This window comes from Asticcacaulis sp. AND118 (genome assembly GCF_020535245.1).
In the GTDB taxonomy this organism is placed as follows: Bacteria; Pseudomonadota; Alphaproteobacteria; order Caulobacterales; family Caulobacteraceae; genus Asticcacaulis.
The window spans coordinates 65,190-92,142 of sequence record NZ_CP084911.1 but is presented as its reverse complement, the minus strand read 5'-3'; the positions used below and the strand labels follow the sequence as shown (position 1 = coordinate 92,142).

Annotated in this window: 20 protein-coding genes and 1 riboswitch; of the genes, 9 read left to right on the top strand and 11 right to left on the bottom strand. The window is 61.9% G+C overall.

Annotated elements, in window-relative coordinates; genetic code table 11:
* Nucleotides 1-11: 11 nt before the first annotated feature.
* The 3 genes from LH365_RS13955 to LH365_RS13945 all read right to left on the bottom strand — a co-directional run bounded on the left by LH365_RS13955 (nucleotide 12) and on the right by LH365_RS13945 (nucleotide 2,005).
* A complete protein-coding gene (locus LH365_RS13955; RefSeq protein WP_226745969.1) occupies nucleotides 12-617 on the bottom strand; it encodes a cysteine hydrolase family protein in 606 nt (201 codons plus the stop codon).
* 15 nt (nucleotides 618-632) lie between these two features.
* A complete protein-coding gene (locus LH365_RS13950) occupies nucleotides 633-908 on the bottom strand; it encodes a hypothetical protein (protein ID WP_226745968.1) in 276 nt (91 codons plus the stop codon).
* A 191-nt stretch (nucleotides 909-1,099) separates the two neighbouring features.
* Nucleotides 1,100-2,005 carry a LysR family transcriptional regulator gene (locus tag LH365_RS13945; RefSeq protein ID WP_226745967.1) on the bottom strand — a complete coding sequence of 302 codons (906 nt, stop codon included), beginning with the start codon at nucleotides 2,003-2,005 and terminating at the stop codon, nucleotides 1,100-1,102.
* A 178-nt stretch (nucleotides 2,006-2,183) separates the two neighbouring features.
* Nucleotides 2,184-2,406, bottom strand: a riboswitch (cobalamin riboswitch).
* A gap of 206 nt (nucleotides 2,407-2,612) precedes the next feature.
* Between LH365_RS13945 and LH365_RS13940 the strand changes: the two genes are divergently transcribed.
* Together LH365_RS13940 and LH365_RS13935 are read left to right on the top strand one after the other, a co-directional pair.
* A complete protein-coding gene (locus LH365_RS13940; protein WP_226745966.1) occupies nucleotides 2,613-3,596 on the top strand; it encodes a DUF1852 domain-containing protein in 984 nt (327 codons plus the stop codon).
* Nucleotides 3,597-3,632: 36 nt separating this feature from the next.
* The gene (locus tag LH365_RS13935; protein ID WP_226745965.1) at nucleotides 3,633-4,664 is read left to right on the top strand and encodes a methionine synthase; all 1,032 of its coding nucleotides are present in this window, start codon (nucleotides 3,633-3,635) and stop codon (nucleotides 4,662-4,664) included.
* A gap of 111 nt (nucleotides 4,665-4,775) precedes the next feature.
* On the opposite strand, the gene LH365_RS13930 is transcribed toward LH365_RS13935, so the two are convergent.
* The 3 genes from LH365_RS13930 to LH365_RS13920 form a co-directional block, all read right to left on the bottom strand.
* Nucleotides 4,776-5,660 carry an alpha/beta hydrolase gene (locus LH365_RS13930; RefSeq protein WP_226745964.1) on the bottom strand — a complete coding sequence of 295 codons (885 nt, stop codon included), beginning with the start codon at nucleotides 5,658-5,660 and terminating at the stop codon, nucleotides 4,776-4,778.
* Nucleotides 5,661-5,903: 243 nt separating this feature from the next.
* Nucleotides 5,904-6,644, bottom strand: coding sequence for a FadR/GntR family transcriptional regulator (locus LH365_RS13925; protein ID WP_226745963.1), 741 nt, complete (start codon nucleotides 6,642-6,644; stop codon nucleotides 5,904-5,906).
* A 149-nt stretch (nucleotides 6,645-6,793) separates the two neighbouring features.
* Nucleotides 6,794-10,102 (bottom strand): TonB-dependent receptor, encoded by a 3,309-nt coding sequence (locus LH365_RS13920; protein ID WP_226745962.1) that lies wholly within the window; start codon nucleotides 10,100-10,102, stop codon nucleotides 6,794-6,796.
* A gap of 373 nt (nucleotides 10,103-10,475) precedes the next feature.
* Here LH365_RS13920 and LH365_RS13915 point away from each other — a divergent pair, with 373 nt between their 5' ends.
* Genes LH365_RS13915 through LH365_RS13900 form a run of 4 tightly spaced genes read left to right on the top strand, consistent with a single transcriptional unit; the run spans nucleotide 10,476 to nucleotide 16,806 of the window.
* Nucleotides 10,476-12,590, top strand: coding sequence for a polysaccharide lyase 6 family protein (locus tag LH365_RS13915; protein ID WP_226745961.1), 2,115 nt, complete (start codon nucleotides 10,476-10,478; stop codon nucleotides 12,588-12,590).
* Nucleotides 12,591-12,609: 19 nt separating this feature from the next.
* A complete protein-coding gene (locus LH365_RS13910; protein ID WP_226745960.1) occupies nucleotides 12,610-14,748 on the top strand; it encodes an alginate lyase family protein in 2,139 nt (712 codons plus the stop codon).
* A gap of 12 nt (nucleotides 14,749-14,760) precedes the next feature.
* The gene (locus LH365_RS13905) at nucleotides 14,761-16,035 is read left to right on the top strand and encodes an MFS transporter (protein ID WP_226745959.1); all 1,275 of its coding nucleotides are present in this window, start codon (nucleotides 14,761-14,763) and stop codon (nucleotides 16,033-16,035) included.
* Nucleotides 16,036-16,053: 18 nt separating this feature from the next.
* On the top strand, nucleotides 16,054-16,806 hold the full coding sequence (locus LH365_RS13900) for an SDR family NAD(P)-dependent oxidoreductase (RefSeq protein WP_226745958.1): 753 nt from the start codon (nucleotides 16,054-16,056) through the stop codon (nucleotides 16,804-16,806).
* A 171-nt stretch (nucleotides 16,807-16,977) separates the two neighbouring features.
* Here the strand turns inward: LH365_RS13900 and ligD are convergent, their stop codons facing one another.
* On the bottom strand, nucleotides 16,978-19,527 hold the full coding sequence (gene ligD, locus LH365_RS13895; RefSeq protein ID WP_226745957.1) for a DNA ligase D: 2,550 nt from the start codon (nucleotides 19,525-19,527) through the stop codon (nucleotides 16,978-16,980).
* Nucleotides 19,528-20,424 carry a Ku protein gene (locus LH365_RS13890; protein ID WP_226745956.1) on the bottom strand — a complete coding sequence of 299 codons (897 nt, stop codon included), beginning with the start codon at nucleotides 20,422-20,424 and terminating at the stop codon, nucleotides 19,528-19,530.
* Between the two features lie 138 nt (nucleotides 20,425-20,562).
* Between LH365_RS13890 and LH365_RS13885 the strand changes: the two genes are divergently transcribed.
* On the top strand, nucleotides 20,563-20,955 hold the full coding sequence (locus tag LH365_RS13885; protein WP_226745955.1) for a hypothetical protein: 393 nt from the start codon (nucleotides 20,563-20,565) through the stop codon (nucleotides 20,953-20,955).
* A gap of 87 nt (nucleotides 20,956-21,042) precedes the next feature.
* On the opposite strand, the gene LH365_RS13880 is transcribed toward LH365_RS13885, so the two are convergent.
* Nucleotides 21,043-22,470, bottom strand: a complete 1,428-nt coding sequence (locus LH365_RS13880; protein ID WP_226745954.1) for a DUF6880 family protein — start codon at nucleotides 22,468-22,470, stop codon at nucleotides 21,043-21,045.
* 71 nt (nucleotides 22,471-22,541) lie between these two features.
* Complete coding sequence (egtB, locus tag LH365_RS13875; protein WP_226745953.1) at nucleotides 22,542-24,707, bottom strand: ergothioneine biosynthesis protein EgtB; 2,166 nt, start codon at nucleotides 24,705-24,707, stop codon at nucleotides 22,542-22,544.
* Between the two features lie 376 nt (nucleotides 24,708-25,083).
* Here egtB and LH365_RS13870 point away from each other — a divergent pair, with 376 nt between their 5' ends.
* Nucleotides 25,084-25,509 (top strand): hypothetical protein, encoded by a 426-nt coding sequence (locus LH365_RS13870; RefSeq protein ID WP_226745952.1) that lies wholly within the window; start codon nucleotides 25,084-25,086, stop codon nucleotides 25,507-25,509.
* A 149-nt stretch (nucleotides 25,510-25,658) separates the two neighbouring features.
* Here LH365_RS13870 and LH365_RS13865 read toward each other — a convergent pair whose 3' ends face one another.
* Complete coding sequence (locus LH365_RS13865; RefSeq protein WP_226745951.1) at nucleotides 25,659-26,270, bottom strand: lipocalin family protein; 612 nt, start codon at nucleotides 26,268-26,270, stop codon at nucleotides 25,659-25,661.
* Between the two features lie 130 nt (nucleotides 26,271-26,400).
* Here LH365_RS13865 and LH365_RS13860 point away from each other — a divergent pair, with 130 nt between their 5' ends.
* A complete protein-coding gene (locus LH365_RS13860; protein WP_226745950.1) occupies nucleotides 26,401-26,862 on the top strand; it encodes a YaiI/YqxD family protein in 462 nt (153 codons plus the stop codon).
* The last annotated feature ends 91 nt before the right edge of the window (nucleotides 26,863-26,953 follow it).

The following is a 26,953-nucleotide window of genomic DNA, read 5'->3' as shown; positions in this document are numbered from 1 at the left end:
GATATGACTGTTTAGTCAGAAGGCCAGTGTTCGAGTATGGTCCGGATGGTCGCGGGCGACACATGGACGCTGTAACGCTCATGATAGATATCGACCATGGCGTCGTGGGTTTTGTCCGAAGAGCTACAAATTCCGTCGGTCACCACGACCACCCGATAGCCGCGATCGACGGCGCCCAGAACGGTCGCTGCGATACAGACCTCGGTTTCCGCCCCTGTCACGATGAGCGTATCGACGCGCCGATTATCCAGAAAATCAGCCAGTCCGGGATCGATCCACGGACTATAGGTGGTTTTGTCGAACACCGGCGAGTCAGGGCTCTCCCGCAGCAGGTCGGACATGATGTCCAGAAGCTTGGGGTCGATGCGTTCGAGCGTAAGGTCTTTCCATTTTTCGTAATAGAGTCGCCATCTGCCGTTCGCGCTTTGCGGCGTCGACGCGGGCAGGAAGCGCGTGAACACGGTATCGTTCGGATGTGCGGCGATAAGCTTTTCAATCTTCGGTGCGACCCGCGTCATCCACGGCGTTCGCCAGGGGGTGTCCTCGGCAAATATCCGCTGCATGTCGACGCAGAGATGAACAGCGTGCGGACCTATATCCTCAAAGGCGCGAGCCAAGCTTCTGTCTCCCTGCTACACGAGCCCATCGTCACGCATATCGTCCTCGTCGGGCAGATCTGCGAAACCCTCATGGGTCATTGCGGGCTCAAGCGCCAGTCGCAGAACGCGATCATTGTCTTTTCCCATATCGACCGCGGCGGTCGGGAAGTAGGCTTCGCTCACGGGCTCCACGGTTCGGGCGCTGCCGCCGTCCGGTCTCTGTCCGAAAGCGCGTTGCCCGGCGGAAAGCGCGTCATAGCCTTCCTTAGGTTCGAGGGTTTGTTCCGATGGCTGAGGATGCTTGGTCATGTCTGGCTCCATACGCCCGCCACGGCATCATCACGCGCAACAGATATATGTTCGAGCCGCTGACAGCGGCCAAACGATAAAAGTTCGATCCATTCGCGAGATCGTGAAGAAGCGTAGATATGCACCTATTCCACGAGGACCCATCATCTGCGGCTTAGTGTGCTTTGCGAAACATGACGAACAATCCGTCGTTATTTCCCGGTGTGATTTCGGCTTTCGGCCTGACGTGACGTCGCGAGAAACCCGGCGATGTAATCGACCGTTTCGTCGCCCGCTCTCACCCCCAGATGGATGCTCTTACGGATGCCTGTCTTGCCGATGCGGACGGGGCGCACACCGAGCGTCGCCGCTTCCTGATGCACCAGCCAGTTCGGAATGGCGCTGACCCCACGACCGGCCGCTACCAGTTGCAGCATCATCTCCGTCGTCTCGACACTGCGGTGATGGCGCGGGCGGCAATTGGCCGGCACCAGGAATTGCGTGAATACGTCCAGCCGCTCTGCCGGGACCGGATAGGTGAAGAGCGTCTCATCCACCAGGTCGGCAGGCTCTGCATGGGTTTTGAGCGCCAGTGGATGATCGGCCCTAACGGCAAGCGTGAGTTCATAATCGAACACCGGCAGATAGGAAATGCCGAGCGCTTCGATAGGGTCTGGCGTGATCAGAATATCGATCTCATAACCCGTCAGGGCCGCCACGCCGCCAAAGGCAAACGACGTCGTCAATTCAAGGTCGACGTCCGGCCAGTCCATGAGATAGGGCTTGGTGACGCCCATCAGCCATTGATGGCAGGGATGACATTCCATGCCGATCTTGAGAGATCCCCGCTGGCCGTAGCGATAATCCGAAAGAACCGCCTCAGCCCTTTCTATCTGCGGCAGAACGCGCTGCGCCAAAGTCACGACGTAGCGACCGGCTTCGGTGAGGCGGAGATTGCGGCCGTCCTTTTCCCACATGGCGACGCCATAGCGTTCTTCCAGTTTTCGGATCATATGGCTGAGGGCGGACTGGGATACATTCAACCGTTCCGCCGCCGCGGTCAAACTGCCCAAGCGATCGACTTCACGCAAAATCGAGAGATGTTGCCTGTCCAGCATGATTAGGCCCGCCCCTCGTCAAATGGGATGATCGCCACGCCACGCCTCACTGGATTAGGTGCTGTCATTGTCTCGGTCATCGGCCCCGCTATCAAATTGCGGCAGGGTCGGCGACATGACGCAGAAACGTCGGCATCGGTAAGCCGGACGCAAAGCGGCACTCCGGGACACCCCGCCCGTGAACATTATCTACCGCGGCAGGTCTCCTGGCTTGCGGGTCGTCGCTCCGGTCCGTCTTCCCGAGGCTTGCCTAGGGTGACAGGCCTCAGTGACGCGTTGGACCTTCGCTCGCCGCATACAGTTGCGGGGGCAGCTTCGGCTTCGGGCTGTCATCAAGCCCACACCGAATTCCCTTTTAGCTCCAGACAGGCGTCTGCAGAACCACGATGACGCACCCTTGTCGTATGTCGTTCAAGGGGTCAAGGCGTCTATCGAGGGGATGTAACGGAAATAACGCTTATACGGTCTGACGCCGGTTCTTGCGACAAATCATGAATTTGGCTCATGCTCCAATGAAATAAAACCATTTTTCGTCGATCCCTGACTCAGGCATACAACGCGGCAATGAATACAGGCTTTATTGCGTAAATTGGAACGTCAGATCGCCATGACGAAAGACTTTACCTTCACTATTAAGAGCATTTTATTTGATGAGGATTATAGTCCCTCGGATAACACGCGCATCACCACCAACTTCGCTAATCTGGCCCGAGGCGAGAACCGTCAGGAAAATCTGCGAAATGCCCTGCGGATGATCCACAATCGCTTCAATGCGCTGGCGCACTGGGACAACCCCAAGGCGGATCGTTACGCCGTCGAACTCCACATCATTTCCGTCGAGATGAACATCGGCGCGGAAGGCGATAGCGATGCCTTCCCGCTGATCGAAATACTGAAAACCAACATCCTTGATCGCCATACCGGGCAACGCACCGAGGGCATTGTCGGCAACAATTTTTCCTCCTACGTGCGCGACTACGACTTCAGCGTCGTCCTGCCGGCGCACAACACGAATCAGTCTGTCTTCAGCACGCCGGACGACTATGGGGTCCTGCACGGAAAGCTATTCAAGTCCTTCGTGAATTCCGATGCATACAAGGCGCATTTCCATAAGCCTCCGGTCATATGCCTGAGCGTTTCGCATACGAGGACCTATCAGCGCACGGATAATCACCATCCGGCTCTCGGCGTCGAATACAGGCAGGACGACTATTCCCTGACGGATCAGTATTTCGGCCAGATGGGTCTGAAGGTTCGCTATTTCATGCCCGCGAACAGCGTGGCCCCTCTGGCCTTTTACCATACAGGCGACCTGCCCGGCGACTACACCAATCTGGAGCTGATCAGCACCATCAGCACGATGGACACGTTTCAGAAGATCTACCGCCCGGAAATCTACAACGCCAATTCCGCGGCAGGCGCCGTCTATCGACCCAGCCTGAAGCATCAGGACTATTCGCTGACCCGGATCGTTTACGACCGCGAGGAACGCAGCCGTCTGGCGGTCGAGCAGGGGAAGTTTGCCGAGGCGCACTTCATCAAACCGTACAAGGCCATTCTTGAGCAATGGTCGGCAAACTACGCCGCCTGACCGGGCGTTCGGCAAAAAACCACGAGGTAACCCGCTATGAAGAAGAGACTATTACCCACCTCGACCGCCGGCAGCCTGCCCAAGCCTTCGTGGCTGGCGACACCGGAGACCCTGTGGTCACCGTGGAAGCTGGAGGGCGACGAACTGGTCGCCGGCAAGCAGGACGCCCTGCGCCTGGCTGTGGACGATCAGGAGAAGGCCGGCATCGACATCGTCGGCGACGGCGAACAGACGCGCCAGCATTTCGTCACCACCTTTATCGAGCACCTCGACGGCGTCGATTTCGAAAAGCGCGAGACGGTCCGAATCCGCGATCGCTATGACGCCAGTGTGCCGACGGTCGTCGGCGCTGTATCGCGTCCGAAGCCGGTCTTTGTCGCAGACGCCAGATACCTGCGGGCGCAGACCGATAAGCCCATCAAGTGGACCCTGCCGGGACCGATGACGATGATCGATACGCTCTATGACGCCCACTACAAGAGCCGTGAAAAGCTGGCCTGGGAATTCGCCAAGATCCTCAATGAGGAAGCGAAGGAACTGGAGGCCGCCAGCGTCGATATCATCCAGTTCGACGAGCCCGCCTTCAACGTCTTCTTCGACGAGGCCAACGACTGGGGCATCGCCACGCTGGAAAAGGCGGCGGAAGGGCTCCGTTGCGAGACCGCGGTCCACATCTGCTACGGCTACGGGATCAAGGCCAATACGGACTGGAAGAAGACGCTGGGTCTGGAGTGGCGTCAATATGAGCGAACCTTTCCCAATCTGCAAAAATCGAAGATCGATATCATCTCGCTGGAGTGCCAGCATTCGCATGTGCCGATGGAACTGATCGAACTGATCCGGGGCAAGACGGTGATGGTCGGGGCCATCGACGTGGCCAGCGACATTGTTGAGACTCCGGAAGAGGTCGCCGATACCCTGCGCAAGGCGCTGAAGTTCGTCGATGCTGACAAGCTCTATCCCTGCACCAACTGCGGCATGGCGCCCCTGCCGCGCCACGTCGCCAGAGGCAAGTTGCAGGTCTTGGGCGCAGGGGCGGAGATCGTCCGCAAGGAACTCTTGGCCTAAATGAAAAGTATCAGCACATCAACGCTGTGTGCGCCCACGCCATCTGCACGGATCGCCCACACATAGTGTCAGTGTGATCTGGCATAGGGGGGCAGCGATCATGTCGAAAACTCACCTGGTGGTCCCGTCAAACAGCTTTTGCTTGATCAGGAATGCTTTGATGTCGGCATTGATTGCGATCTTCTGCTCCGGAGTGAACTTGCCGTGCACGCCGCCTTCGACCGTGTGCATCTGTACCGGAATGCCCGCCTGCGTCAGGGCATCGCGCAACAGTGTGGACTGGCTGATAGGTACGGTCGGATCGTCCGTGCCGTGGACGATGAAGATGGGCGGCAGGTCCTTGCGCACATAGGTCACGGGCGACATGGCTTTCGCCACCGCCGCCGGGTCATTCACCGGCCCGATCCAGTTGACCAGAGACGCCCACGGCTTGGGTGCAGTGACGCCGGGCACGAGGTCGGTCGGGCCGTAATAGTCGAGTATGGCCGCGACCCTGGGCAGCGGACCGCATTTGGCGTCGGCAATGTCGGTGTTCTGCGGCAGCATCCCGGCCATCAGCGCCAGATGCCCGCCCGCCGAGGTGCCGTAGGCGACGATGCGTGAGGCGTCGAAATGGTACTTTTCGGCATGGGCCTTGGTCCACGACAGGGCGCACAGGGCGTCGGAGACGGCGGCCGGCGCGGTGGCCTGTGCCGTCAGGCGGTAATCGACGCTGACGACCGAAAAGCCCATGCGGATGAAGGTGCCGAAGCTCGACGCCGCTTTGGGACGTTCACCGCGCGCCCAGGCTCCGCCGTGGAAATAGACCAGTACCGGGGCGGGCTTGGCCGCCGTGGCGTTGGGATTGACGAAGACATCGACCATCTGATCGTGCGTATAGACGATATTGGGATAGGCGGTGGCGATGGGCGCCCTGGCCTCGGCGGCGTCCGGCGTATCCTGCGCCATGACCGGACCGGCCAGCAGGGCGAGGGCAATGAACAGGGGCTTACGCATGGTCTGACTCCCATCTTGAAGGGGTGTGAGAAGAAGTAAAGCGAACCGAAAAAGACCCCGCGGGCTGTGCCGGTCGCGGTACAGGCGCAGGGCGCTGCGAACCGCGCAGGGATGCGCGATCGACCCTTGGGGAAGTTTCGGGGGGGGGGGTTAGGTTACGCTGACTGGAGCGATATGCCGAAACGTGTTAGTGGTTTTGACGTCGAACTTCGTTTCGGCACTGATATCGCGACAAAAACAAATCTAGGCGGCGCTGTGCTGGGTCGACAGCTTGAAGCGGTCGCGGTGCTCCAGCGTCTTCTTGCGCAGTTCGGCCAGCGCTTCCTTTTCTTCCGCCGCCAGCATGGCTTCGAACAGGCGGCTGAAATGTTCGCGCATGGCGCTGCGTGCGGCATTTGGGTCGCGGTTGCGGATGGCCTCCAGCACGGCCATGTGCTCCTGCACCCGGTCCTCAAAGCCGCCCTTGCACACATTGCCGTAGACGTGGGCCACCTGAGGCGCCTCGTTGCGGATGCGCCAGAGGGTGCGCACGAAGTGCTCGATGATCGGGCTGCCCGTATTCTGGGCGATGATGGTGTGGAACTCTTCGTCCGCCGCCTCGGCTTCGGCGTCGTTACGTTCCATGACGCGGACGGTCTCCTCCAGAGCCACCAGAGCCTGCGGCGTGATGTGGAGCGCCGCCAGCGCCGCCGCTTCGCTTTCGATGACCGCGCGCGAAGTGGTCAGTTCGAAGGCGTTGACGTCGGCCGAGAAGATCATTTCCGGGGCCGGGCGCGCCTGAACATAGACGCCCGATCCGGTCTTGATGACGATATAGCCCTGAGCCTCCAGCGCGATTTCGGCCTCGCGGATGGTGACGCGCGACACGCCGAGACGTTCCGCCAGTTCGCGCTCGCCGGGCAGGCGGCTGCCGGGCGGAAACTCGCCGGACTCGATCAGGCCGATGATCTGTTTCGCGATATGCTGATAACGGCGGTCCGTCATGGGGTTCGTTCGACTCCTCGGTGTCCGAATCTGAAAATAAGGATCGCGGACGCTGTAAAACTACACATATTCCCACCCCTTGGGAAGGTGGTCCGCCAGCGCTGTCCCTATGGCCAAAGCCAAAGGGTCAGCCACTGGCGGGAAAGCGGTTACATGCGGTACCGGAGGCCCACCGTGAACTGACGGCCCGTCGAGCCGTACAGTGCGGTGACCGGCTGGTCCGAATAGTAGTAGCGGTTGGTCGTCTGGTTGGTCAGGTTGAGGCCTTCGACCGAGATCGACAGGCGTTTGGAGACGCTATAGCTGAAGGCGAAATCGACGTTCAGCGTCTCTTCCGAGCCGCCGAAATCGTTGATCAGCGGCGTGTCGCAGGCCACGCCATTGATCACGCCGGGCGCACAGGAGCCGGCGACGACGGGATAGGTGGTGTAGTAGCCGTCGCGCTGCGCGAGCGACACGCGCGTATTGATCTTCTCGTCTTCGTAATAGAAGGTCAGGTTGACCGCATTGGGCGACGCGCCCAGCCACGGCCCCTTGCCCAGAACCTGCGGCGTCGTGTCCGAGCCCGGATCGAGGATATAGGTCAGTTCCGAGTCGATATGGGTGGCGTTGAGCTGGATGCCGGTATTTTTCAGCAGACCGGGCAGGAAGGTGAAGGCCTGCTGATAGTTGATCTCGATGCCCTTCAACTCGCCGCCCGGCGCGTCGCGGAACTGACGCGCGGTGACGTCGTAATCGCCGCGGATATAGTCGGCGCGCTGGTCGCCGGTGGAGTCGTAGAGGGCCAGCAGCGAGGCCAGGCTTTCCGGGCTGAAGAATTGCGAGAACGGCGCGGAGAAGCGCACGGTCTGCGGGTAGGAGTTGATGGTCTTCTTGAACAGGGCCGCCGAAATCAGACCGCCTCTGGCATAGTACCATTCCACGGCCAGATCGAGATTGTCGGCGCGGAACGGCGACAGTTTCGGATTGCCGACGGTCAGGGTGGCGCCCGTGGTTTCGCCGGCGGGGATGCTCATCTGGGTGATGGTCGGCGCCAGTTGCTGAAGCGTCGGACGCGACATGGTCTTGGCCGCACCGAAGCGGATATAGAGGTCGTCGCGCGGGCGGATGGCGATGTTGAACGAGGGCAGGGTGTCCGAATAGGCATTGTTGCCGACGACGGGACGACCGCTGTCCGAACGGCCCACCGATTCGACATCGGTCGTGGCGTAGCGCACGCCCAGATTACCGAAGGCGTTCCAGCCGTCGAAGAAATCATAGTTGAAATTGACCTGCGCATAGGCCCCGCCGGTCTTTTCGCGTACGCTGAAGGTTTCGCGGCCCTGCTGGCGGAACTGGGTCAGCCGCCAGTCGCCCCACTTGTTGATGCAGTTGCAGGTAAAGCCGAACAGGGCGTCGAACTTGTCGATATCCGGACCGAACCACGCGGTCGTCGAGCCCGCCGGGACGTCGAGCCCCTGACCGAAATTGATGACCTTGCCGAGGCTCTCGATGGTGACGCCGGCTTCTTTTTCGGTCGGATTGATCTGGACGTTCTGACGCTCATAGGAGGCAGTCGAGAAGCGGTAGTCGCGGCCCGTCCCACCGAATTTGAAGGTCAGGTGATCGTCGAAGGCGTAGGTAAAATCGGCCTTCCACGAATTGTAGCGGTTATCGACGAACTTCTTGTGGTGGCGCAGGAAGGACACGCCCTTGAGGATGGTCCATTGCGTCGGGTCGGCGGCGTTGAAGCCGGCGTCGAACAGCGGCATGTCGCCGCCGCCGCGCTCGTCATAGGTGAAGGTGGCCTGCTGATCGTAGAGACCCCATTCGGCCATCTTACCCGTCGAATCCAGTCTGGAGCGCGAGGCGCCGTAGGTGAAGTCGCCCTTCAGCTTGTCGGTGAATTCGTGCGTCAGATTGAACGAGATCTGCTGGAAAGTGGTCTCGTAGCTGCCCTGATCGGCGCGGGCCGACCAGTCGACATTGCGCAGTTGCAGATAGTCGGCGACGCCATTGGTGACATTGGCCGCCAGCACGTCGGTGGCCGGGCGACCGATCTGCTTGTCGCGGATGGCCAGGCCGTCCGCCGAGGCGACGTACCCCTTTGAACCGGACCAGTTGTAGTAGTCGTAGACGTCGAGATTGTTGGGGTTGTACGAAAAGTTCGTTCCCGCCACCAAAGTCGTGCCGTACAGGGTCTGACCGCAGTCGATGGGCGAAGCGAAGGCGCTGCCCGCCGTGGCCGTGCAGGTGCCGGGATACAGGCCGCGTTTGGACGACAGGGCCGTTGCCGCCGTGGCGCGGGCATAGGTGGCGTTGGTGTTGTTGCGGTTCAGACCGAAGGGCAGCAACTGGTTCAGCGTCGAGGTGCTGTTCTGTCTGGAATAGAGCACGTCCACCGTGGCGCGGGTCTTCGGCGAAATCTGCGCCTGAAACGACGAGGTGATGCCCAGACGCTCCTGATGCAGATCCTGCTGTTCAGGTCCGGCCAATGCCGGGAAGATGACCTGAGAACCGTCGAGCGACGGATGCAGGAGGGCGTAGGCCGCCGGGTCCGAACCGGTGATGGCCGCCAGATAGGCCGCATTGGTGATAGGCACGGTGGTTGAGGTCGTGCCGTTGGCGTTCAGGCTGCCATTGGTGAAGACGGTGCCGGTCGGGGCCGAGAAGCCCGCCCGGCGCGGGTTTTCCAGCGTCGCCCACGTCGCCGAGCGGTAAACATATTCGCCGGTGACGATCTGACGGCGATACTGATCGTTTTCGGAGTCCTTTTCCGAATAGGCGACCGAGGCGAGGAAGCCCAGCTTGCCGCCGGCCCAGCGTTTCGAGAACAGACCGGTGACGCGCGGATTGTTGAAACCGCCATTGTCGTAATAAGCGTTCTCGATGGCGAAGGCGTAGCGGTCGCGCTTGTAATCGAAGGGGCGACCGGTTTGCAGGTCCACGGTCGCGCCCAGCGAGCCTTCGTCGGTTTCGGCCGAGGCGGTTTTGCGCACCTTGAGGCTGTTGAACAACTCCGAGGCGAATACGTTGAAATCGAAGGTCCGCGTGGTGTTCATCGCGGTCGAATTGGTGTCGTTGGTGCCCGCCGTCGACAGGGCTTCGAGATTGTTGATGCGCACGCGGGTGAAGTCGCCGCCCAGGCCGCGCACGGTGATGGTGCGGCCTTCGCCGTTGTCGCGATCGATCGAGATGCCGGGAATACGTTGCAGCGATTCGGCGAGGTTGGCGTCCGGGAAGTCGGCAATGTCTTCGGCATTGATGGCGTCGATCATTACATCGGCATTGCGCTTGGTGTTCAGCGCGCTTTGCAGCGAGGCGCGATAGCCGGTCACGACGACGGTCTGGATATCGTCAGCCGGGGCGGCGGGCGCGTCTTCCTGAGCGGAGGCGGGCATAAAGGCGAGGGCGAACAATATGGCGGTGGTGCCGCTCAGGGCGGCGCGCAGCGGGGTGCGCCGGAAGGATCTGTTCATGGGTGTTTCCTGTGTCATGCCGTTCATCCGGTCGATGGCCTGCCGGATTGGTATATTTATCGGTCTGGCGTATGGTTGACCCATATACGCGAGAATGTCAATCGACTGGTCTGGGAAAATTTACCAAGCGATTGTCCACTTGTGCGCGGATGGGCTGTAAGACCTGTAAAATCGCCTGTAAGGGCGGATTTTAAGGCCTGGGACCGGCATTTGCCGGATTATCTCGTAGGGTCGCGGTAGTCTCTGGTCCGCACTGTGGAAACTGGACAACCCATTCTGCAAAAATTGGTCTTCATATGGGTTGACAAATTGGTCCGCGCTGACATGGTGTGCGCATAAGGGTCGTATGGCCCAGTCATAAGGGGAGGACGGGTTGGGCCGTCTGGCGTTTCATCTTCTCGTCGCGGCGGCACTGGTCGCGCCGTATGCGGCTCTTGCCGAGGCGCGCACCGTCTTCGTCGCCACGCCGGCGGAATATGCCGCGGCGGCGGTGAGTCTGCGCGCGGGCGATACGATAGTGCTGAAAAACGGCGTTTGGCGCGATTTCGACCTGAACGTCGAAGGACAGGGGACGGCGTCGGCTCCGATTACGGTGCGCGCCGAGACGCCGGGGCAGGTGATTCTCAGCGGGCGTTCGGCCCTGCGGCTGGGCGGCGACTATCTGACCGTCTCAGGGTTGGTTTTTCGCGACGGGGCTTCGCCGCACGACGAGGTGATCGCGTTTCGCAGCGACAAGCGCGTGGCCAACCACTCGCGCGTGAGCCAAACCGTCATCGACCGCTTCAACAAGCCGCGTACGCACGGCGCCGAGAACGATATCTGGGTCGCCCTGTTCGGACGCGACAACCGCTTCGATCACAACCATGTCGAGGGCAAGATCACGCCGGGCGTGACACTGGCCGTGCGTATCGAGGGTGAAGACAGCCGCCCGAACCGCCACCATATCGACCACAACTATTTCGGCCCGCGCCCGCCTTTGGGGGCCAATGGCGGCGAGACGATCCGCATCGGCACCAGCCATAACTCGCTGTCGGAGTCGCTGACTGTCGTGGAGGCCAATGTTTTCGAGGGGTGTTCGGGCGAGGTCGAGATCATCTCGGTCAAATCCGGCGGTAATGTCATTCGCGGCAACGTGTTCCACCGGTCGCAGGGGACGGTGACGCTGCGCCACGGCAACGGCAATCTGGTCGAGGGCAATCTGTTTATCGGCGGTGGCGAAGCCAATACCGGCGGCGTGCGCGTCATCAACGCCGATCAGACCGTGCGTCACAACGTCTTTGTCGGCCTGAAAGGTACGGGTTTCGCCAGCGCCTTCACGATGATGAACGGCGTGCCCAATTCGGTGCTCAACCGCTACCATCAGGTCAAAAACGCCGACATTCATCACAACACCTTTGTCGGCGTGAGCGCGTTATTGTTCGGGGGCGGGGCCGATGCCGAGCGCACCTTGCCGCCCATCGGCAGCCGCTTCCGCGACAATCTGATCGTCGGCGCGCTGAGCGTCGAGGCGTTGTCGGACCTGTCGGGCATAGAGTTCAGAGGCAATGTGGCGGGCGACAGGATCGACCTGCCGGGTTTTGCCGTGAGCAAGGTGCGGGCGAAGTCCGGCGGCCTGACGCCGCCGCACATAGAAGCCCCGGCAGGTGTCGGCGCGCCGCGCGATCTGAAGATCGTGCGCCGTGAGGAAACGGGCGTCGCCTGGTATCCCAAGCCCGATCCGGAGGTGAAAACCGCCCGGCGCACGGTTCAGGTGGCCTCGGGCGCAGCGCTGGCGGTCGCGGTCGAGCAGGCGCAACCCGGCGATGTGCTTACCCTCGCGCCCGGCCGTTACGAGACGGATATACTGACCGTGCGCGCGCCCCTGACCGTGCGCGGCCCGGCAACGCTTTCCGGGCCTTTCGTCCTCAACGGCGGGGGCGATCTGACGCTTGACGACGTGTCCCTGACCGGAGCCGCGCCCCTGATCCGTGTCGACCCCTCCGACAGCGGTCACAATTACCGCCTGGCCCTGACGCGGGTGACGGTTGAAGGCGGCGGCCCCGTGGTTACGGCGGCAGGCGGGGCGTTTCTGGCGTCCATCGACATTACGGACTCCCGGTTCACAGGCCTGAGCGCGCCGGTGATCGATCTGGGCGGTGACGGCGCGCTGACGGGGGCCTATGCGGTGGAGACGGTGACGGTGCGCGGGTCGCAGTTCACCGGCTTCGACGGCCCGGCTTCAAAACCGGTATTTAACATCGTGCGCGGCGGTCGGGACGAGAGCACCTTCGGACCCCGCGTGACGCTGGAAGGCAACCGGTTCGCGCGCGTCGCCACGCCGGCGCACCTGCACGGCGCGACGGCCCTGACCCTCAGCCAGAACACGTTCGACAACAGCGGCGCGGTGACCCTGATCCGCGAAGCCGGTGCGCCGCGCATCCTGCTCGACGGGCAGGTGGTGACCGCTGGTGATGCCGCGCGCCATTTCGACTACATCACACAAAAATAAAACAAACGGAGCGAAACGCATGCAGATTTCCCGAAGGTTGCTGGGGGGCGGACTGGTCGGGCTGGGACTGGCCTCCGCCGCTTCCGCCCAGACGAAAAAGACCGCTCCCGCCGGCGTAAACGCGCCCCTGTTCAAACAGACGCTCGATAAGGCGCGCCGTTCGGTCGCCCCCTATCTGAAACAGCGCCCCGATGTGCCGGTGCCGAAAGACGCCGGCGGCGGCTATACGCATGAGCGGCACAAGGACAATTACCGGCTGATCCGCGAAGCCGGGATGCTCTATGCCTTCACAGGCGAGCGGCCCTACGCCGATCTGGTCCGCGATGTGCTGTTTGCCTATGGTAACCTCTATCCGACCCTGCCGCCGCACCCGGTCGAGGCCGCGCCGCAAAAGGGCAAGCTGTTCTGGCAATCGCTGAACGACGCCGTGTGGCTGGTCGAAGCGATACAAGGCTATGCCGAGGTGCGCGGCGCGCTGACCGCCGCCGAACGCAAACGCATCGAAGACACGGTCTTCCGCCCTATGTGCCAATTCTCGATGGTCGATTCGGCCAAGACCTTCGAGCGTATCCATAATCACGCCACCTGGGCCGTCGCCGGGGTCGGCATGGCCGGCTACGTCATCGGTGAGCCTGCCTATGTCAAGGCCGCGTTACTGGGCCTGAAAGGCGACGGCAAGACGGGCTTCCTGCGTCAGCTCGATGAGCTGTTCTCGCCGGACGGCTACTATACCGAAGGCCCCTATTATCAGCGCTACGCCTTGCAACCCTTTGAGGTCTTTGCCGGTTATATCGAGCGCTACGATCCGGCGCGCAAGATTTTCGACTATCGCGACGGTATGCTGGTCAAGGCGGTCTATGCCCTGATCGACCTGTCCTACGACGGCAAATTCTTCCCGCTCAACGACGCCATCGTCGAAAAGGGCATCGATTCTCCGGAACTGATTCAGGCGCTGGCCATCGTCTATGCGCGTAACAACGACCCGCAACTGCTGTCGGTATCGACCGCTCAGGGGACGGTCGCCTTTACCCGCGAAGGGGCGAAGGTGGCTGCCGACATCGCCGCGGGCAAGTCGAAGCCCTTTGCCTACAGGTCTCAGGCCTTCCGCGACGGTGCAAAAGGCGACGAAGGCGCGGTCGCGGTAATCCGCGCCGGCAAGGGCGCGCGGGCGCAGGCGCTGGTGTTCAAGGCGACGGCGCAGGGCATGGGGCACGGCCATTTCGATCGCCTGAGCTACATCTTTTACGACGCCGGGCGCGAGGTCGTCACCGACTACGGCGCAGCGCGCTATCTCAATGTCGAGGCCAAAAAGGGCGGGCGCTATCTCGCCGAAAACGAAACCTGGGCCAAGCAGTCCATCGCCCACAACACGCTGGTGGTCGACGAGACGAGCCAGTTCGCCGCCGATGTCGATATCGCCCAGCCGCAACCGACGGCGTTTCTCGGTTTCACGGCAAAGGACGGCATCCAGTTGGCTTCGGCACGTCTGGATAAGGCCTATGGCGACGTGACCGTGTGGCGCGCTGTGATGGTGGTCGAGCGCCCGGAACTGGGGCGGCCCGTGGTCATCGATCTGTTCCGCGCGCGCGGTCAGGCGGCGCATCGTTACGACCTGCCGCTGCACTATCGCGGTGTTTTTCTCGATTCATCGACCAGGTTCAAGGCCAATACCCGGGCCCTTGCGCCGCTGGGCGCGAAGAATGGCTATCAGCACCTGTGGCTTAAGGCCGAGACGGCGGTGCCGGCCGGGCCGCAGCGTCTGTCGTGGTTCAACCGCGACCGCTTCTACAGTCTGAATTACGATGCGCCTGGCGTGTCGAAGGCGTTTCTGACCGAACTGGGGGCCAATGATCCGGACGACAATCTGCGGCCCGAACGCGCGGTGATCCTGCGCGCGGACGGTGTGCGCGATTTTAACAGCGTCTCGGTGCTGGAGGCCTATGGCGACTACAATCCGGCGGAGGAGTCCGTGCGCGACATCGCCCCGGCGGTCAGCGGCGTGCGCCTGCATCAGGAGGGGGCGAACGATCTGATCGTGGTGACCCTGAAAGGCGGCAAGACGCTGGCCATCGGCGTCAACTGGGACGGCTCAAGCGGCACCGTCAACGTTGATGGACGGGCCTATCGCTGGACCGGCGCTTTCGGTCTGACGGCGTAAGGGGAGGTGGACATGAAACTTAAAGGGCTCCGCTGGTTCATCATCGGCCTGATCGCCATCGCCACGGTCATCAACTATATCGACCGCAACGCCATGGCCGTCATGTGGCCGGAAATCTCCAGGGAACTGGGCCTCAGCAAGGACGACTATGCCCTGCTTCTGACCTGCTTCACCCTGTCCTACGCGTTCGGGCAATCCCTGTTCGGCAAGATACTGGACGCGGTCGGTACGCGGGCCGGGTTCACACTGGCCATCCTTGTCTGGTCGCTGTCCATCGCCGGGCACGCCTTCGCGCGCACGCTTCTGACCTTCGGCATCCTGCGCGCGACGCTGGGCCTGTCCGAAGCCGGGGCCTGGCCCGGCGCAGCCAAGGCCAATGCCCTGTGGTTCCCGGCTACGGAGCGGGCCTTTGCGCAGGGCATCTTCAATGCCGGGGCCTCGGTCGGCGCCATCATCGCCGCCCCTCTGATCGCCTTCCTGTTCCTGCTCATCGGCTGGAAGATGGTCTTTTTGCTGATCGGCGTACTGGGCTTCGTCTGGATCATTCCGTGGCTGCTCGTTTACCGCGCCGATCCGGAAAAGCACCCCTGGCTGAGTGAGGAAGAACGCGACTACATCCTCAATAACCGCGTCAGCAAGGATGCTCCAGCGCCGCAGGCCGAATACGCACCCAACATCCGGCAGTTGCTGAGTCACAAGGAGAGCTGGAGCGTCATCCTGTCGCGCTTCTTCCTCGATCCGATCTGGTGGCTGTTCGTATCGTGGCTGCCCATCTATCTGGCCGAAACCTTCGGCTTCGATATCAAACAGATCGGACTGTTCGCCTGGGTGCCGTTCGTCGGGGCCGCCATAGGCAGCCTGTTCGGCGGCGCGCTGTCGGGCTTCCTGATCCGACGCGGCGTCAGCGTGGGCAAGGCGCGCAAGGGCGTCATCCTCCTCGGCTGCGTCGTCATGATGCCGGCCCTGTTCCTGTGCATGAACGCCGCCACGCCGTTGATGGCCGTGCTGCTGATCGCGGTCGTGCTGTTCGGCTTCCAGATCGCCATCGGCAATATCCAGACCCTGCCCGGCGACTACTTCTCGGGCAAGTCGGTAGGCTCCCTGTCGGGCCTTGGCGGCACGGCGGCCAATCTCGGCGTGCTGATCACCACCTGGATCGTGCCCATGGCCACCCAGGTGTCCTTCGCGCCGGTTTTCCTCATGGCGGGCCTGCTGGTGCCGCTGTCCATCCTCTCCCTGCTCCTTCTCGGCGGTCGCGTGCACCGTCTGGCAGGGCGTCAGTCATAACACAGTAAGGTTTTCCATATGTCATTGAAAGACAAGGTCATCATCGTCACCGGCGGGGCGCGCGACATCGGCCGTTCCGTTTCGCTCAGGCTCGCCCGAGCCGGCGCAAAGGTGGCGATCAATTATAACGCCAACGAGGAAACCGCCGCCGAGACGCTTCAGGCCGCCAGGGCGCTGGGGGCGCAGGCCATCACCGTCAAGGCCGACGTCACGGATGCCGCGGCGGTAGAACGCCTGATCGATCAGACCCGTGAAGCCTTCGGCGATGAGATTCACGGCCTCGTCAATGTCGCGGGCGGCATGGTGGCGCGCAAGACCATCGACCTGATGGACCTTGAGTTCTTCGAATACGTCATGCGCCTGAACGTCTCCTCGACCTTTCTCGCCACCAAGGCGGTCGTGCCGCACATGCCGGCGGGTTCGGCCATCGTCAACCTGTCGTCTCTGGCCGGACGCGACGGCGGCGGACCCGGCGCCAGCGCCTACGCCGCCTCCAAGGCGGCGGTGATGGCCTTCACGCGCGGCATGGCCAAGGAACTGGGGCCCAAGGGTATCCGCGTCAATGCGCTTTGCCCCGGCCTGATCGGCACCTCGTTCCACGATACCTTCTCGACGCTGGAAGGCCGGGCGAAGGTCGTTTCCGGCACGCCGCTGCGCCGCGAAGGCTCGCCGGACGATGTGGGCGATGTGGCGCACTACCTGCTGTCCCAGGAGGCCGGATTCCTGACCGGCGTGTGCCTCGATCTCAATGGCGGGTTGTTCTTTTCCTGACGGGATAACCGGTCTCCGACAGACGGGTCGCCATAGACGAAGATTCAAGGATGTCCGGATGTACAGGGCTGCCGGGTATCTTTTATGGCCTTCGCAAGTCAATTTGCTCGTCTGTTTCTTATCCTTATCAAGCTCGAATGACGCCACGGGGAGGGCGGCCTCTGAACAATATTACAGGATGTCCAGTGCTTTGAGAAAACGCGAGGACAGGGCCTGACGAACGACCAGCATATCCGCCCACGGATCGGTTTGGCGTTTACTGAGATGCAGTGGCGCATTCTCCAGTGTGTATCGCGCGGGGTCGAGCTTGAGTGTCAATTCGTCCCACGGGATCGGCATCGCTGCGGGCGCGCCGGGCCGTGCGCGCAGGGCGTAAGGCGCCACCGCCGTCGCCGTGTGGTCGTTGCGTAGATAGTCGACAAAGATGCGGCCCTTGCGCTTGGCCTTCGAGGCTTGGGCAACGAAACGGTCAGGGCTGTCGTGTGCCATGGACTCGGCAATGGCGCGGGTGAAGGCCTTTATCGCGTCCCAGTCGTGTTCGGGCCGGATCGGGATGACCACGTGGAGGCCCTTGCCGCCGGTTGTTTTGAGAAAGCTCTGAAGATCGAACTCGGCCATGCGTTCGCGGACCTCAGCGGCCCCGGCGATGACATCGGCCCATTTCGCTTCCGGGTCGGGGTCGAGGTCGAAGATCATCCGATCGGGACGGTCGGGATCAGCCGCCATACAGCCCCACGGGTGGATTTCCATCACGCCCCACTGGGTCAGGTTGATCAGGCCCTTTTCGTCCTCGATCATCACATAGTCGTCTTCCTTGCCCTTCACCCGGATGCCGGTGTCCTTGACGTGCGGAATGTCGGCGCGGCTCAGATGGCGCTGAAAAAAGCATTGACCGCCTATGCCTTCCGGGCACCGGATCATCGAAATCGGCCGACCGGCGATGTGCGGCAGGATATGGTCGGCGATGGACAGGTAGTATTCTGCGACGTCTTTCTTGGTGCTGTCCGTGCCGGGAAAGACCACGCGGTCGGGCGAGGAAATCGCAACACCGCCAACCTCCGCCTTGACGGCTTTCCGGGACGTCGCAGGGCGGCGTTCTGGCTTTTCCCTTATCGGCGCCGTCTCGGTCTTACGCACTTCGGCCCGACTGATGGCGGTATCGCGGTGGATATCCTCTGCCGGCTTGTCTTCGCGCAGGCCCTGAAACGAGGGGTGCCGCAATCGTCCGTCCGAGGTCCATTCGCCGAACTGCACCTCGGCGACCAGTCTGGGCTGGACCCAGTGCGCGCCACGTTTAAATTCCGCCGGAATATCACTGAACGGATTGGCTTTTTCTGAGATCAGGTCCAGTCGCCGACGCAGATCGAGGGCGCTGTCGTGGGTGAAGCCAGTGCCGACCTTGCCGGCATAGGTCAGTTCGCCGTCCTGATAATAGCCGATCAGGAGCGCGCCTATGCCCTTACTGCCGCTTTTGGGCAGGGTGAAGCCGCCGATGACGAATTCCTGCCGCTTGTGGCACTTGACCTTGAGCCACATGCGGTTGCGTCCGGAACGATAGGGGGCGTCGGCGCGCTTGCAGATCAGGCCTTCCTGATCAAGGGCGCACAGGCGATCCCTGAGGTCTTCGGCGTCCCTGGTGAAATGCGCGCTATAGTGAACCCGTCCGCCGAAATCATTGCCTTTGAACAGCTTTTCCAGTCTGGTTTTGCGCTCGATCAGGGGTAGGGCACGCAGATCCTTACCGTCGAGATGCAACAGGTCGAAGGCGTAATATTGCAGCGGCGCATCAGCTTCGCCGGACAGAGTCGCCTGAAGGGTCTTGAAATCGGCGCGACCCGTCTTTTCATCCACCGTGACGATCTCACCGTCGAGTATGGCGCTCTTTACCGGCATGTCGGCCAGACATTCAGGCAGAGGACGAAACCGATGCGTCCAGTCGAGTCCGGTGCGGGTCAACAGCCGCACCCCGCCATCCTCGATCAGGGCCAGGGCGCGATAGCCGTCGAACTTGATTTCATGCACCCAGTTCCCGCCCTTGGGGAGGGTTACGGCCAGGGTCGCCAGTTCGGGCTCTATGAAATCAAGTGTTGATTTTGCCTTCTTCCGCTTCGTCTCCGGCTTATCTTTCGGACGCGAGTTCCATACGCTGTGCGTATTGGCGGCGATCTCGTCCATGCTGCGTCCGGTGGTGATGCTGACGGCGTTTTCATCGAGCCACGCCTCGGCATCGTCGTCGCGGGCGGCCTCATCGTGATGCTTGATAAGCAGCCAGTTGTGGCGTCCTCGATCCTGCGGACGCGGCTTCATGCGCACCAATGCCCATTCGCCGCCAAGACGCTCACCGAACAGACGGAATTTGAGATTGCCGTCTTTCAAGCCCTTATGCGGGTCCTCCAGTGGCTCCCAAGTGCCTTGGTCCCACATCATCACCGTGCCGCCGCCGTACTGGCCCTTGGGGATGGTGCCCTCGAAACCGCCGTAGGAGACCGGATGATCCTCGACCTCGACCGCCAGCCGCTTGTCCTCCGGGTTGAGGCTGGGGCCGCGCGTCACCGCCCAGGATTTCAGCACGCCGTCCAGCTCCAGCCGGAAGTCGTAGTGCAGTCGCGTGGCGGCGTGTTTCTGGATCAGGAAGCGGTTGCCGCCCTTGTGCGCCACCTTGCCCTGCGGTTCGGCGGTTTTGGCGAAGTCGCGTTTCTGGTTGTAAAGTTCGAGTCCCATCTAGCTCGCCTTTTTGCGAGCGGCAGACTGGCTGGCGCTTTTGCGGGTCGGGGCCTTCTTCGCAGAGGTTTTTTTACGGGACGCAGCCGTTTTTTTCTTATCGTCTTTGGGCGGCGCGGGTTCCGGATCTTTCAGGCTCTTGCGCAGGGCGTCCATCAAATTGATGACCTTGGCGGTGGGGCGCTCCTCTTCCACCGCCATCGGCTCGCGATTCTCGATCTTGGCTTCGATCAGTTCCTGCAAGGCCTCGCGGTAATGGTCGTGGAAACGGCCGGGATCGAATTTGGCCGTCTTGCGTTTGATCAGTTCGCGGGCCAGATCGAGTTCCTCCGATGCCGCAGCCTTCTTGGTAATATCCTCGAAGTAGGGGTCTGAGTCGCGCAGTTCGTCCTCGTAACGCAGGGTCTGGAGGATCAGGCCCGATCCGCAAGGTCTGAGGGTGCAAAGTCGTTCACGACCGGCGATGGCCAGTTGCCCCACGCCCGTGGTCTTCGATTGCCTCAGGGCGTCACGTATGACGGCGAAGGTCTGCTCGTCGGAATTTTTCTGCGGCGCGACGAAATAGGGCGTGTCGAAATAGAGGTCGTCGATCTCTTCAGCCGGCACGAACTGCACGATGTCGAGCGTCTTGGAGGAAGGGATTTTCAGATCCTTGATCTCGTCCGGCTCGATCAGGACGTATTCGCCCTTTTCGACCTCATAACCTTTGATGATCTCGTCGCGCTCGACCTCGGTGCCGTCCTCGGTCACGTTGAGGCGGTGCACGCGTTCGCCGGTCTTGCGGTAGATTTCCTTCAGTGGAATCTGGCGCGAGCGATTAAGCGCAGAATAGACATTGACGGGCAGGGTGACGAGCGACAGCCGCAGATTGCCGCTCCAGTAGGGACGCAGGGCCATGATAGACCTCCAATGAACAGGCAACATTAGGTCTGTGTTCCGTAAAACCGCACTGCGCGGCTTGTTGCGGCGGATAAAAAAGCACTCAGCCCGCACAAAGGCGATAAGGGGGGCTGCGTATCGCCTGAGCGTTTTGCCGTGATCGCACCGGTCGTAGGGTTGCGGGCGGGCAATCCGCGCAGGGACGATCCGCAACGTCCGGATACGCATACGTGCCAGCCCGATCTGCCGATGCCCGTGCTCGCCTTTGCCGGCGACAAGGATACGACCAATCCGATTCAGGGCGGAGGCGCCGGATACTGGCAATACACCATGCACGCCGCCGAACAGAGATGGGCCGCTTTGAACGCCTGTCGGGCCGCGCCCACGACGCAGTGGGTGTCTGCGACGGTTTATGAAGAACGCTATGCCGACTGTGCGGGCGATGCCGTCGTAGCGGGGCGCATTACGGTGGGCGGAGGGCACAGTTGGGTGGCCGATAACGACGCCATGCTCGACTTCTTTTCGCACTATACGCGTGCGACGCGCTGAAAAGCCTCAACTTTCTTCGGTTGGCAGAGCGGTCGCAGCCAGATCGGCATCGAGGCCGTTATCGCCGTCGGGCTTCCCCTGCGCGCGTCAACCGTCGACGCGTTGCCAGAAGTCGCGCCTGTGGCGGTAGGTGTCGCGCAGTCGGCTGATCCACAGGTCATGAGGTTCCACCTCTGCATAGTCGGATATCCGTGTATCCAGACGCTCGGCTTCCCAGACATGGGCCGCGCCTTCGCCGTAATAGACAGTGAGCGCCGATATCAATATGGCTTCGACCATGCGCCTGTAGAGCAGGCTGGCTTCCAGCGGATAGCGCGGCGCAAGGCGATCGGCGGCAGGCGCGACGCGGTCACGGTCTTCACCGTCCACCTCTTTCGCCCGGGCGCCGGCCAGACGTGCGGCGCGATCGAGAGACGGCCACTGAACGAGAAGCCAAAGGGCCGTCGTGGCGTCTCCCGAAGCGATCACCGCGTCAAGTTCGGCGTCCTCCGCCTCGACGTCTTCGAAGTCCGGCAGGCGTTTGAGATAGGCGCGCAGATAAAGCGGATCGAGGGTTTGACGGAAGGTCTGCAGCCGGAGGGTCTGCGCTCCGTCGGTCTTGCCCGAGGCGTCAAGGGCTTCGATGCGCAAATTCACCCACGCCATATCCTGCACATGGCCGCGCCCGCGTGCGGCGTCCAGTGCGGTCAGGGCGTCACTGGAGCGGCCCGCGGCGTGCAGGCGCTGGGCGATACGGAACGCCGTGCCCGGTTGTTTGGCGTCGCCCTGCAAGGCAATGAAGGCATCGACGTCGTTTGCGGCATCGGCGAGCGCTTCCAGCGTCCTGTGCACGACGTCCTGACGCGTCCGCCGATGCAGTTGGGTGGCCTGTATCTGACGACGTTTCCAGCGCGACGTCCGTCGGGGGCGCGGCGCGTCGCGTTTTTCAGGCGATTTCGCCGCGTCGAGAAACTGCGCCCTGAGCGCCTTCAATCCGGACTCGCCAAGCGGTGCGGCTAGGCCGGACACCAGTCCGTCCGACTGCCCGTAATGATTGGCCAGAAGCGCCTCTACCGCGCGCTCAACCAGGGTTGCCGGAGCCGGAGACTGCGTAGCAACGAGCCGTGTAATATCAGCCGAAATGGCCCTGAATAGGGTCAATATCTCGCCGGATGCGTCATTGGTGCGTGCGACGACACCATCGCACAATCCCAGAAACGCCCACAAAAGATCCAGCGCCTCTGCCGGGGCTGACGGCTCGATCTGGCGCAGGATCAGTTCATGCAGGCTGTTGAGATCGCCGCGAAACCCTTTGAGTGTGCGCCATCCCATGGTCGTTTCGGCGGCGGCGATGGCCGCCATGCGTTTCTGAACCTCGCTCACCAGCCGCGCCGGATTGTCGTGGCCGATCAGTTCCATCCGCAGACGACGCTTGGCATTGGCGTCGCCGGCGCTGAGGTCGATCAATAACTGCGCCAGTCGTTCGGCGCCGAGGATTTCGAGGTTCGTCGCGTTGAGTGTGGTTTTAACGGCCATGACGACTTAGGTAAGGTGCGTCGCGGCGTTTGGGTAGCCCACGCGTACCCCCTTCTTTTGTGCAGGGAGCGTCAGGCCAGAACGAATATGCCAAAGGCCGGGTCGGGACTGATCCATGATTTTGCCACCTGCCAGCCTGCCCCTTCGCACAGGGCGGCAAAGCTTTCAGGCGTAAACTTGTGGGAATTTTCGGTGTGCAGCCGCTCGGAGGCCTTGAAGGCAAAACGATGTCCGGCGGCGGTGACGATCTGATCGTGGCGGCTGACCAGATGCATTTCGATGCGCGATTGCGCGGCGTTCCAGACGGCCAGATGATCGAAGGCATCGAGGTCGAAATTACCGCCAAGCTCCCGATTGATGCGCGTCAACAGGTTTTTGTTAAAGGCCGCCGTGACGCCTCCTGTATCGTCATAGGCGGCGTGCAGCGTCGCTTCGTCCTTCACCATGTCGGCCCCAACGATTAGCCGGGCATCGGCCCCCAGCACGGTGCGGAACGTGCGTAAAAGTCTCCGGGATTCGTCCGGCGTGAAATTGCCGATGGTCGAGCCGGGGAAAAAGCCGATGCGCGGCTGATCTCTCAGGGCGTCGGGCAGATGCACATTCTGGGTGAAATCGCCGACGACGGGCAGAACCGACAGGGCCGGGTAGGCAGTTTTCAGTCGCGCCGCGGCGGCGTTCAGGGCGTCGGGGCTGATGTCGATGGGAACATAGGTCGCGATGCGGGCGGAGGCGTCCAGTAACAGCCGGGTCTTATCGCTGGCGCCACTGCCGAATTCGACCAGAACCGTATCGTTCGGCCAGTCGGCCACCAGTTCGCCGGCAATGTCGCTCAGCAACCGGGTTTCCGTGCGCGTCGGATAATATTCCGGCGTCCGGCAAATGGCTTCGAACAGGTCGGACCCGGCGGCGTCGTAGAAATATTTGGGCGAAAGCGATTTGGGCCTTGCCGACAGGCCGGCCACGACATCGGCGGCGAAGCCGTCATCAAGGTTGATCGTCGCCGACCCAGCGTCGCGCGCCAGACGCAAACCCGCCCGCACCCAGCGTTTATCCGGCGCGAAGAAATTGCGATAGGTCGGGCGTGAATGTCCCTGCGGCGTAAAGGCGCTGCCGCCCCGCAGAACCATCTGACCGCTCATGAACTTGCCATTATATTCGCCGACCGCGCCCGCACCCGGCTGAAATCCCGGATAGGCGAGATAGGCGCTGGCCGTCCATTGCCACGCCACGTCCTCGACCTGATGCAAAACGCCGTCGCGGGCGGCGGCTTCCCATTCGGCCTCCGTCGGTAGTCGCCCGCCGGCCCAGCGCGCAAAGGCGTCGGCCTCGTAGAAGCTGACGTGCGTGACGGGCGCATCGGGGTTCAGCGGCTGCAAGCCGCGCAGATCGAATATCTGCCAGTCCTCGCCGGCCTGCCGCCAATAGAAGGGTGCAGTCCAGCCTGACGCCTGAACCGTGGCCCAGCCGTCGGACAGCCACAGTTCGGGGCGCGAATAGCCGCCGTCGGCCATGAAGGCGAGCCAGTCTGCATTGCGCACCAGCCGGTCGCTGATCGCATGGGGTTCCAGCCAGGTCTTATGCCGCGGGCGTTCATTGTCGAAGGCAAAGCCCTCAGCCTCTGCGCCGATTTCCACCAGACCGCCGGGGCGCGAGACGTATCGTCCAGGCGCTCCGGGTGCCTCAGGTTTGGGGGCATCCGGTTTGAAAGCGGGGTCGTAGGCCGGCGCAAGGGGGGAGAGGCTGAACAGATGCTGTATGTCCATCAGCAGCAATTCCTGATGCTGCTCTTCGTGGGCCAGCCCCAGTTCGAGGAGGTCCCGCACGTCGCAACTCAGGCCCTGTTCGATCAGACGCAGCATGTGGGTGTCCACATGCTGTCGATAGGTTAGCACGTCCGCCAGAGGAGGCCGGGTCAGAAGTCCTCTCTGGGCGCGGGGCTGGCGCGACCCTATGGCTTCATAGTAGGAATTGAACAGATAACCGTATTGCGGATCGAACGGGATATAGCCCGGCGTGGCTTTGAGAAAGAAGGTCTCGAAGAACCAGGTGGTATGCCCCAGATGCCATTTGGCCGGACTGGCGTCCGGCATCGATTGCACCACCATGTCTTCGGCCGAAAGCGGCGCGGCGAGCGACAGGGTGGCGGCCCTTACCGCCCTGTAACGTTGAGAGCAGATGGTTTCGCTGTGTTGTGTGCAGACCGTTGCGCCCGTTATCGGGTAGGTATGGCCATCCATTGTCAATCTCCCCGTCCTGTCCGGTGCCGGTAACTATCGAAGCTTAAATGTAAGTTTTAAATTCTGTGCGACGCCTGTCTCGACGACAGGTTTGAAACCTCAGTGGAGGCGGTTCGGTGCTTTGACCGCCCTTCGCTTCACGATGCGCGCCGTTGACACCTGTTTCTGGCAGCAGACGCAGCCGGTCTCCCGGATGCTGACGGGCCAGAACGGCGCGTCGGTCGGCGGTGTGAGAAATCAACGCCCATATGACAGCCAGGGCGCAGGAGTCTGACGTCTTCTTATCGCTTCTTAATCTGCATCGCCTTAAGCGCCGGGATACTCTTTACGCGCGGGTGAGTAAAATGCGGGCGACTATTCTTTCGGAGAGACGAAAATGGACAATCTGGACGCCGTTACCCAAATCCCGACGTCGCGCGCGGGAAAAGCTGTCGATGAACCTTTCCGTTCTGACGTGACGGACGAACTGGAAACCCGGGCCGAAGACGTCGTTGATGATGTGACCGAAGCGGCGAGCAAGATCGACTGGTGGCAGGTCGCCGGTTATGTCCTTGTCGCGGCTGCCGCAGCGGGCGCTGCCGTGGCCTATGCCAGCTATCGCCAGTATGAGAAGACGCCGGCGACGCGCATCGGGCGTCTTCGTGATCAGCTCGGATTGTCGGAAGTGGATTTCCGCGACCTGCGATCCAGCTATAACCGTGTGGATTTAGACAAGCTGAACCGGACCCGCCGCGATCTGGGTGCCGCTGCCCGAAAGGCCACTCACCGCGGCGCCAAGACGGTTGCCCGCTGGACGCGGTAATGGCCGCCGACCCCAAAGCGAGATGAGGAAGGGCCGCCCTTAAGGACGGCCCTTTTTACCTTTTGTATCCCGTCATGGATCCAAGGTGTGGCGATTTATCGCTATAGTTATCTACTGCTCAGTTTTAAGCGCGGACGGTTTGTGCGTATTTAATCCGCACGCCAGACATAGGGACCGGAGGTGTCGGCTTCGGCGGCGGGGGTTGTGCTATCCTGCTTTGTCCAGCGGATAAGGTCGGTGTCGTAACCCAGCTCACGGGCGCGCGCCGTCAGGTCCTGACGCAGCCTGAACACCGGTGTCGGCTGACGCGTCAAAATCCACAAATACTTGCCCGACGGCTCGCCGACGATCGACCAGCTATAGTCTTCCGCGTGATCCAGCACCCAATAATTGCCGAAATAGAAGGGGCCAAAGAAGGACACCTTGAGCTTGGCATTACCGCTATCCGGCAAGACCTTGGCCTTGCCCTTCGACACCTTGCCGTCTTCGCCCGCCTGCCGGCCGCAGGTGTTGATGACATTGACCCGACCGTCGTCGGCAAGACTGTATTCGGCGGTGACGAAATCGCAGCCCTTTTCGAAGCGGTTTTCGTAGCGCCCCATCTCGTACCACAGGCCGAGATAACGGGTGAGTTCGACGGGCGTGGCCGGTTCGGGCACCTTCCTGTTGCCGACCGGCATGGCGGTGGCGGTCTGAACGGCAAGGCCTGTGACCGCAAGGGCCGCCAGAGCCGCGGGGAGGGCGTAATCGCGCGATTTCATATATCTCTCCGGTTTGCTGGCCGGGAGGATGAACGCGCGGGCATAAGGATGCGATCCGCCCGCGCCGGTGCGGGCGCAAAAAATGTCGCACCCCGCTGGTCCAACGGTTCCGCTCCGCCTAAAAGAGGGCATGACCATCGCCATCTATATCGACGCCGACGCCTGCCCGGTCAGGGAAGAAACCTACAAGGTCGCCGCGCGCTACGGGCTCGTCACGACCGTCGTGTCCAACAGCTTTATGCAGATTCCGCGCTCCGACCTGATCCGCCGCATGGTCGTCGATGCCGGGCCCGACGTGGCTGACGACTGGATCGTGGAGGCCGTCGCGCCCGGCGACATTGTCATCACCAACGACATTCCGCTGGCCGGCCGTTGCCTCCAAAAAAAGGCGCACGCTCTGGGGGCCAACGGACGCCCTTTCACGCCGGACTCGATCGGCGCGGCGCTGGCTCAGCGGGCGATTATGGAGCATATCCGCTCCACGGGCGAAATCACCGGCGGGCCCAGGGCTTTTTCGGCGGCCGACCGTTCCGGCTTCCTGCAGGCGCTGGATCGCATCATCGTTCAGGAAAAGCGCCGCGCGTCGAAATGAGAACCGCTGACAGATCGCGTGCGCGACAAACCTGTGGGTAAAACCGCCCGTGTGGTTTTTAGCGGCGCTCCCTTTCCCTATGGACTTAAGC

Coding starts and splice junctions, on each gene's coding strand:
- LH365_RS13900 (WP_226745958.1), top strand. CDS start 16,054: ATGTCATTGAAAGACAAGGTCATCATCGTCACCGGCGGGGCGCGCGAC.
- LH365_RS13880 (WP_226745954.1), bottom strand. CDS start 22,470: ATGGCCGTTAAAACCACACTCAACGCGACGAACCTCGAAATCCTCGGC.
- LH365_RS13945 (WP_226745967.1), bottom strand. CDS start 2,005: ATGCTGGACAGGCAACATCTCTCGATTTTGCGTGAAGTCGATCGCTTG.
- LH365_RS13905 (WP_226745959.1), top strand. CDS start 14,761: ATGAAACTTAAAGGGCTCCGCTGGTTCATCATCGGCCTGATCGCCATC.
- LH365_RS13925 (WP_226745963.1), bottom strand. CDS start 6,644: ATGACGGACCGCCGTTATCAGCATATCGCGAAACAGATCATCGGCCTG.
- ligD (WP_226745957.1), bottom strand. CDS start 19,527: ATGGGACTCGAACTTTACAACCAGAAACGCGACTTCGCCAAAACCGCC.
- LH365_RS13920 (WP_226745962.1), bottom strand. CDS start 10,102: ATGAACAGATCCTTCCGGCGCACCCCGCTGCGCGCCGCCCTGAGCGGC.
- LH365_RS13865 (WP_226745951.1), bottom strand. CDS start 26,270: ATGAAATCGCGCGATTACGCCCTCCCCGCGGCTCTGGCGGCCCTTGCG.
- LH365_RS13870 (WP_226745952.1), top strand. CDS start 25,084: ATGGACAATCTGGACGCCGTTACCCAAATCCCGACGTCGCGCGCGGGA.
- LH365_RS13910 (WP_226745960.1), top strand. CDS start 12,610: ATGCAGATTTCCCGAAGGTTGCTGGGGGGCGGACTGGTCGGGCTGGGA.
- LH365_RS13930 (WP_226745964.1), bottom strand. CDS start 5,660: ATGCGTAAGCCCCTGTTCATTGCCCTCGCCCTGCTGGCCGGTCCGGTC.
- egtB (WP_226745953.1), bottom strand. CDS start 24,707: ATGGATGGCCATACCTACCCGATAACGGGCGCAACGGTCTGCACACAA.
- LH365_RS13950 (WP_226745968.1), bottom strand. CDS start 908: ATGACCAAGCATCCTCAGCCATCGGAACAAACCCTCGAACCTAAGGAA.
- LH365_RS13940 (WP_226745966.1), top strand. CDS start 2,613: ATGACGAAAGACTTTACCTTCACTATTAAGAGCATTTTATTTGATGAG.
- LH365_RS13860 (WP_226745950.1), top strand. CDS start 26,401: ATGACCATCGCCATCTATATCGACGCCGACGCCTGCCCGGTCAGGGAA.
- LH365_RS13890 (WP_226745956.1), bottom strand. CDS start 20,424: ATGGCCCTGCGTCCCTACTGGAGCGGCAATCTGCGGCTGTCGCTCGTC.
- LH365_RS13935 (WP_226745965.1), top strand. CDS start 3,633: ATGAAGAAGAGACTATTACCCACCTCGACCGCCGGCAGCCTGCCCAAG.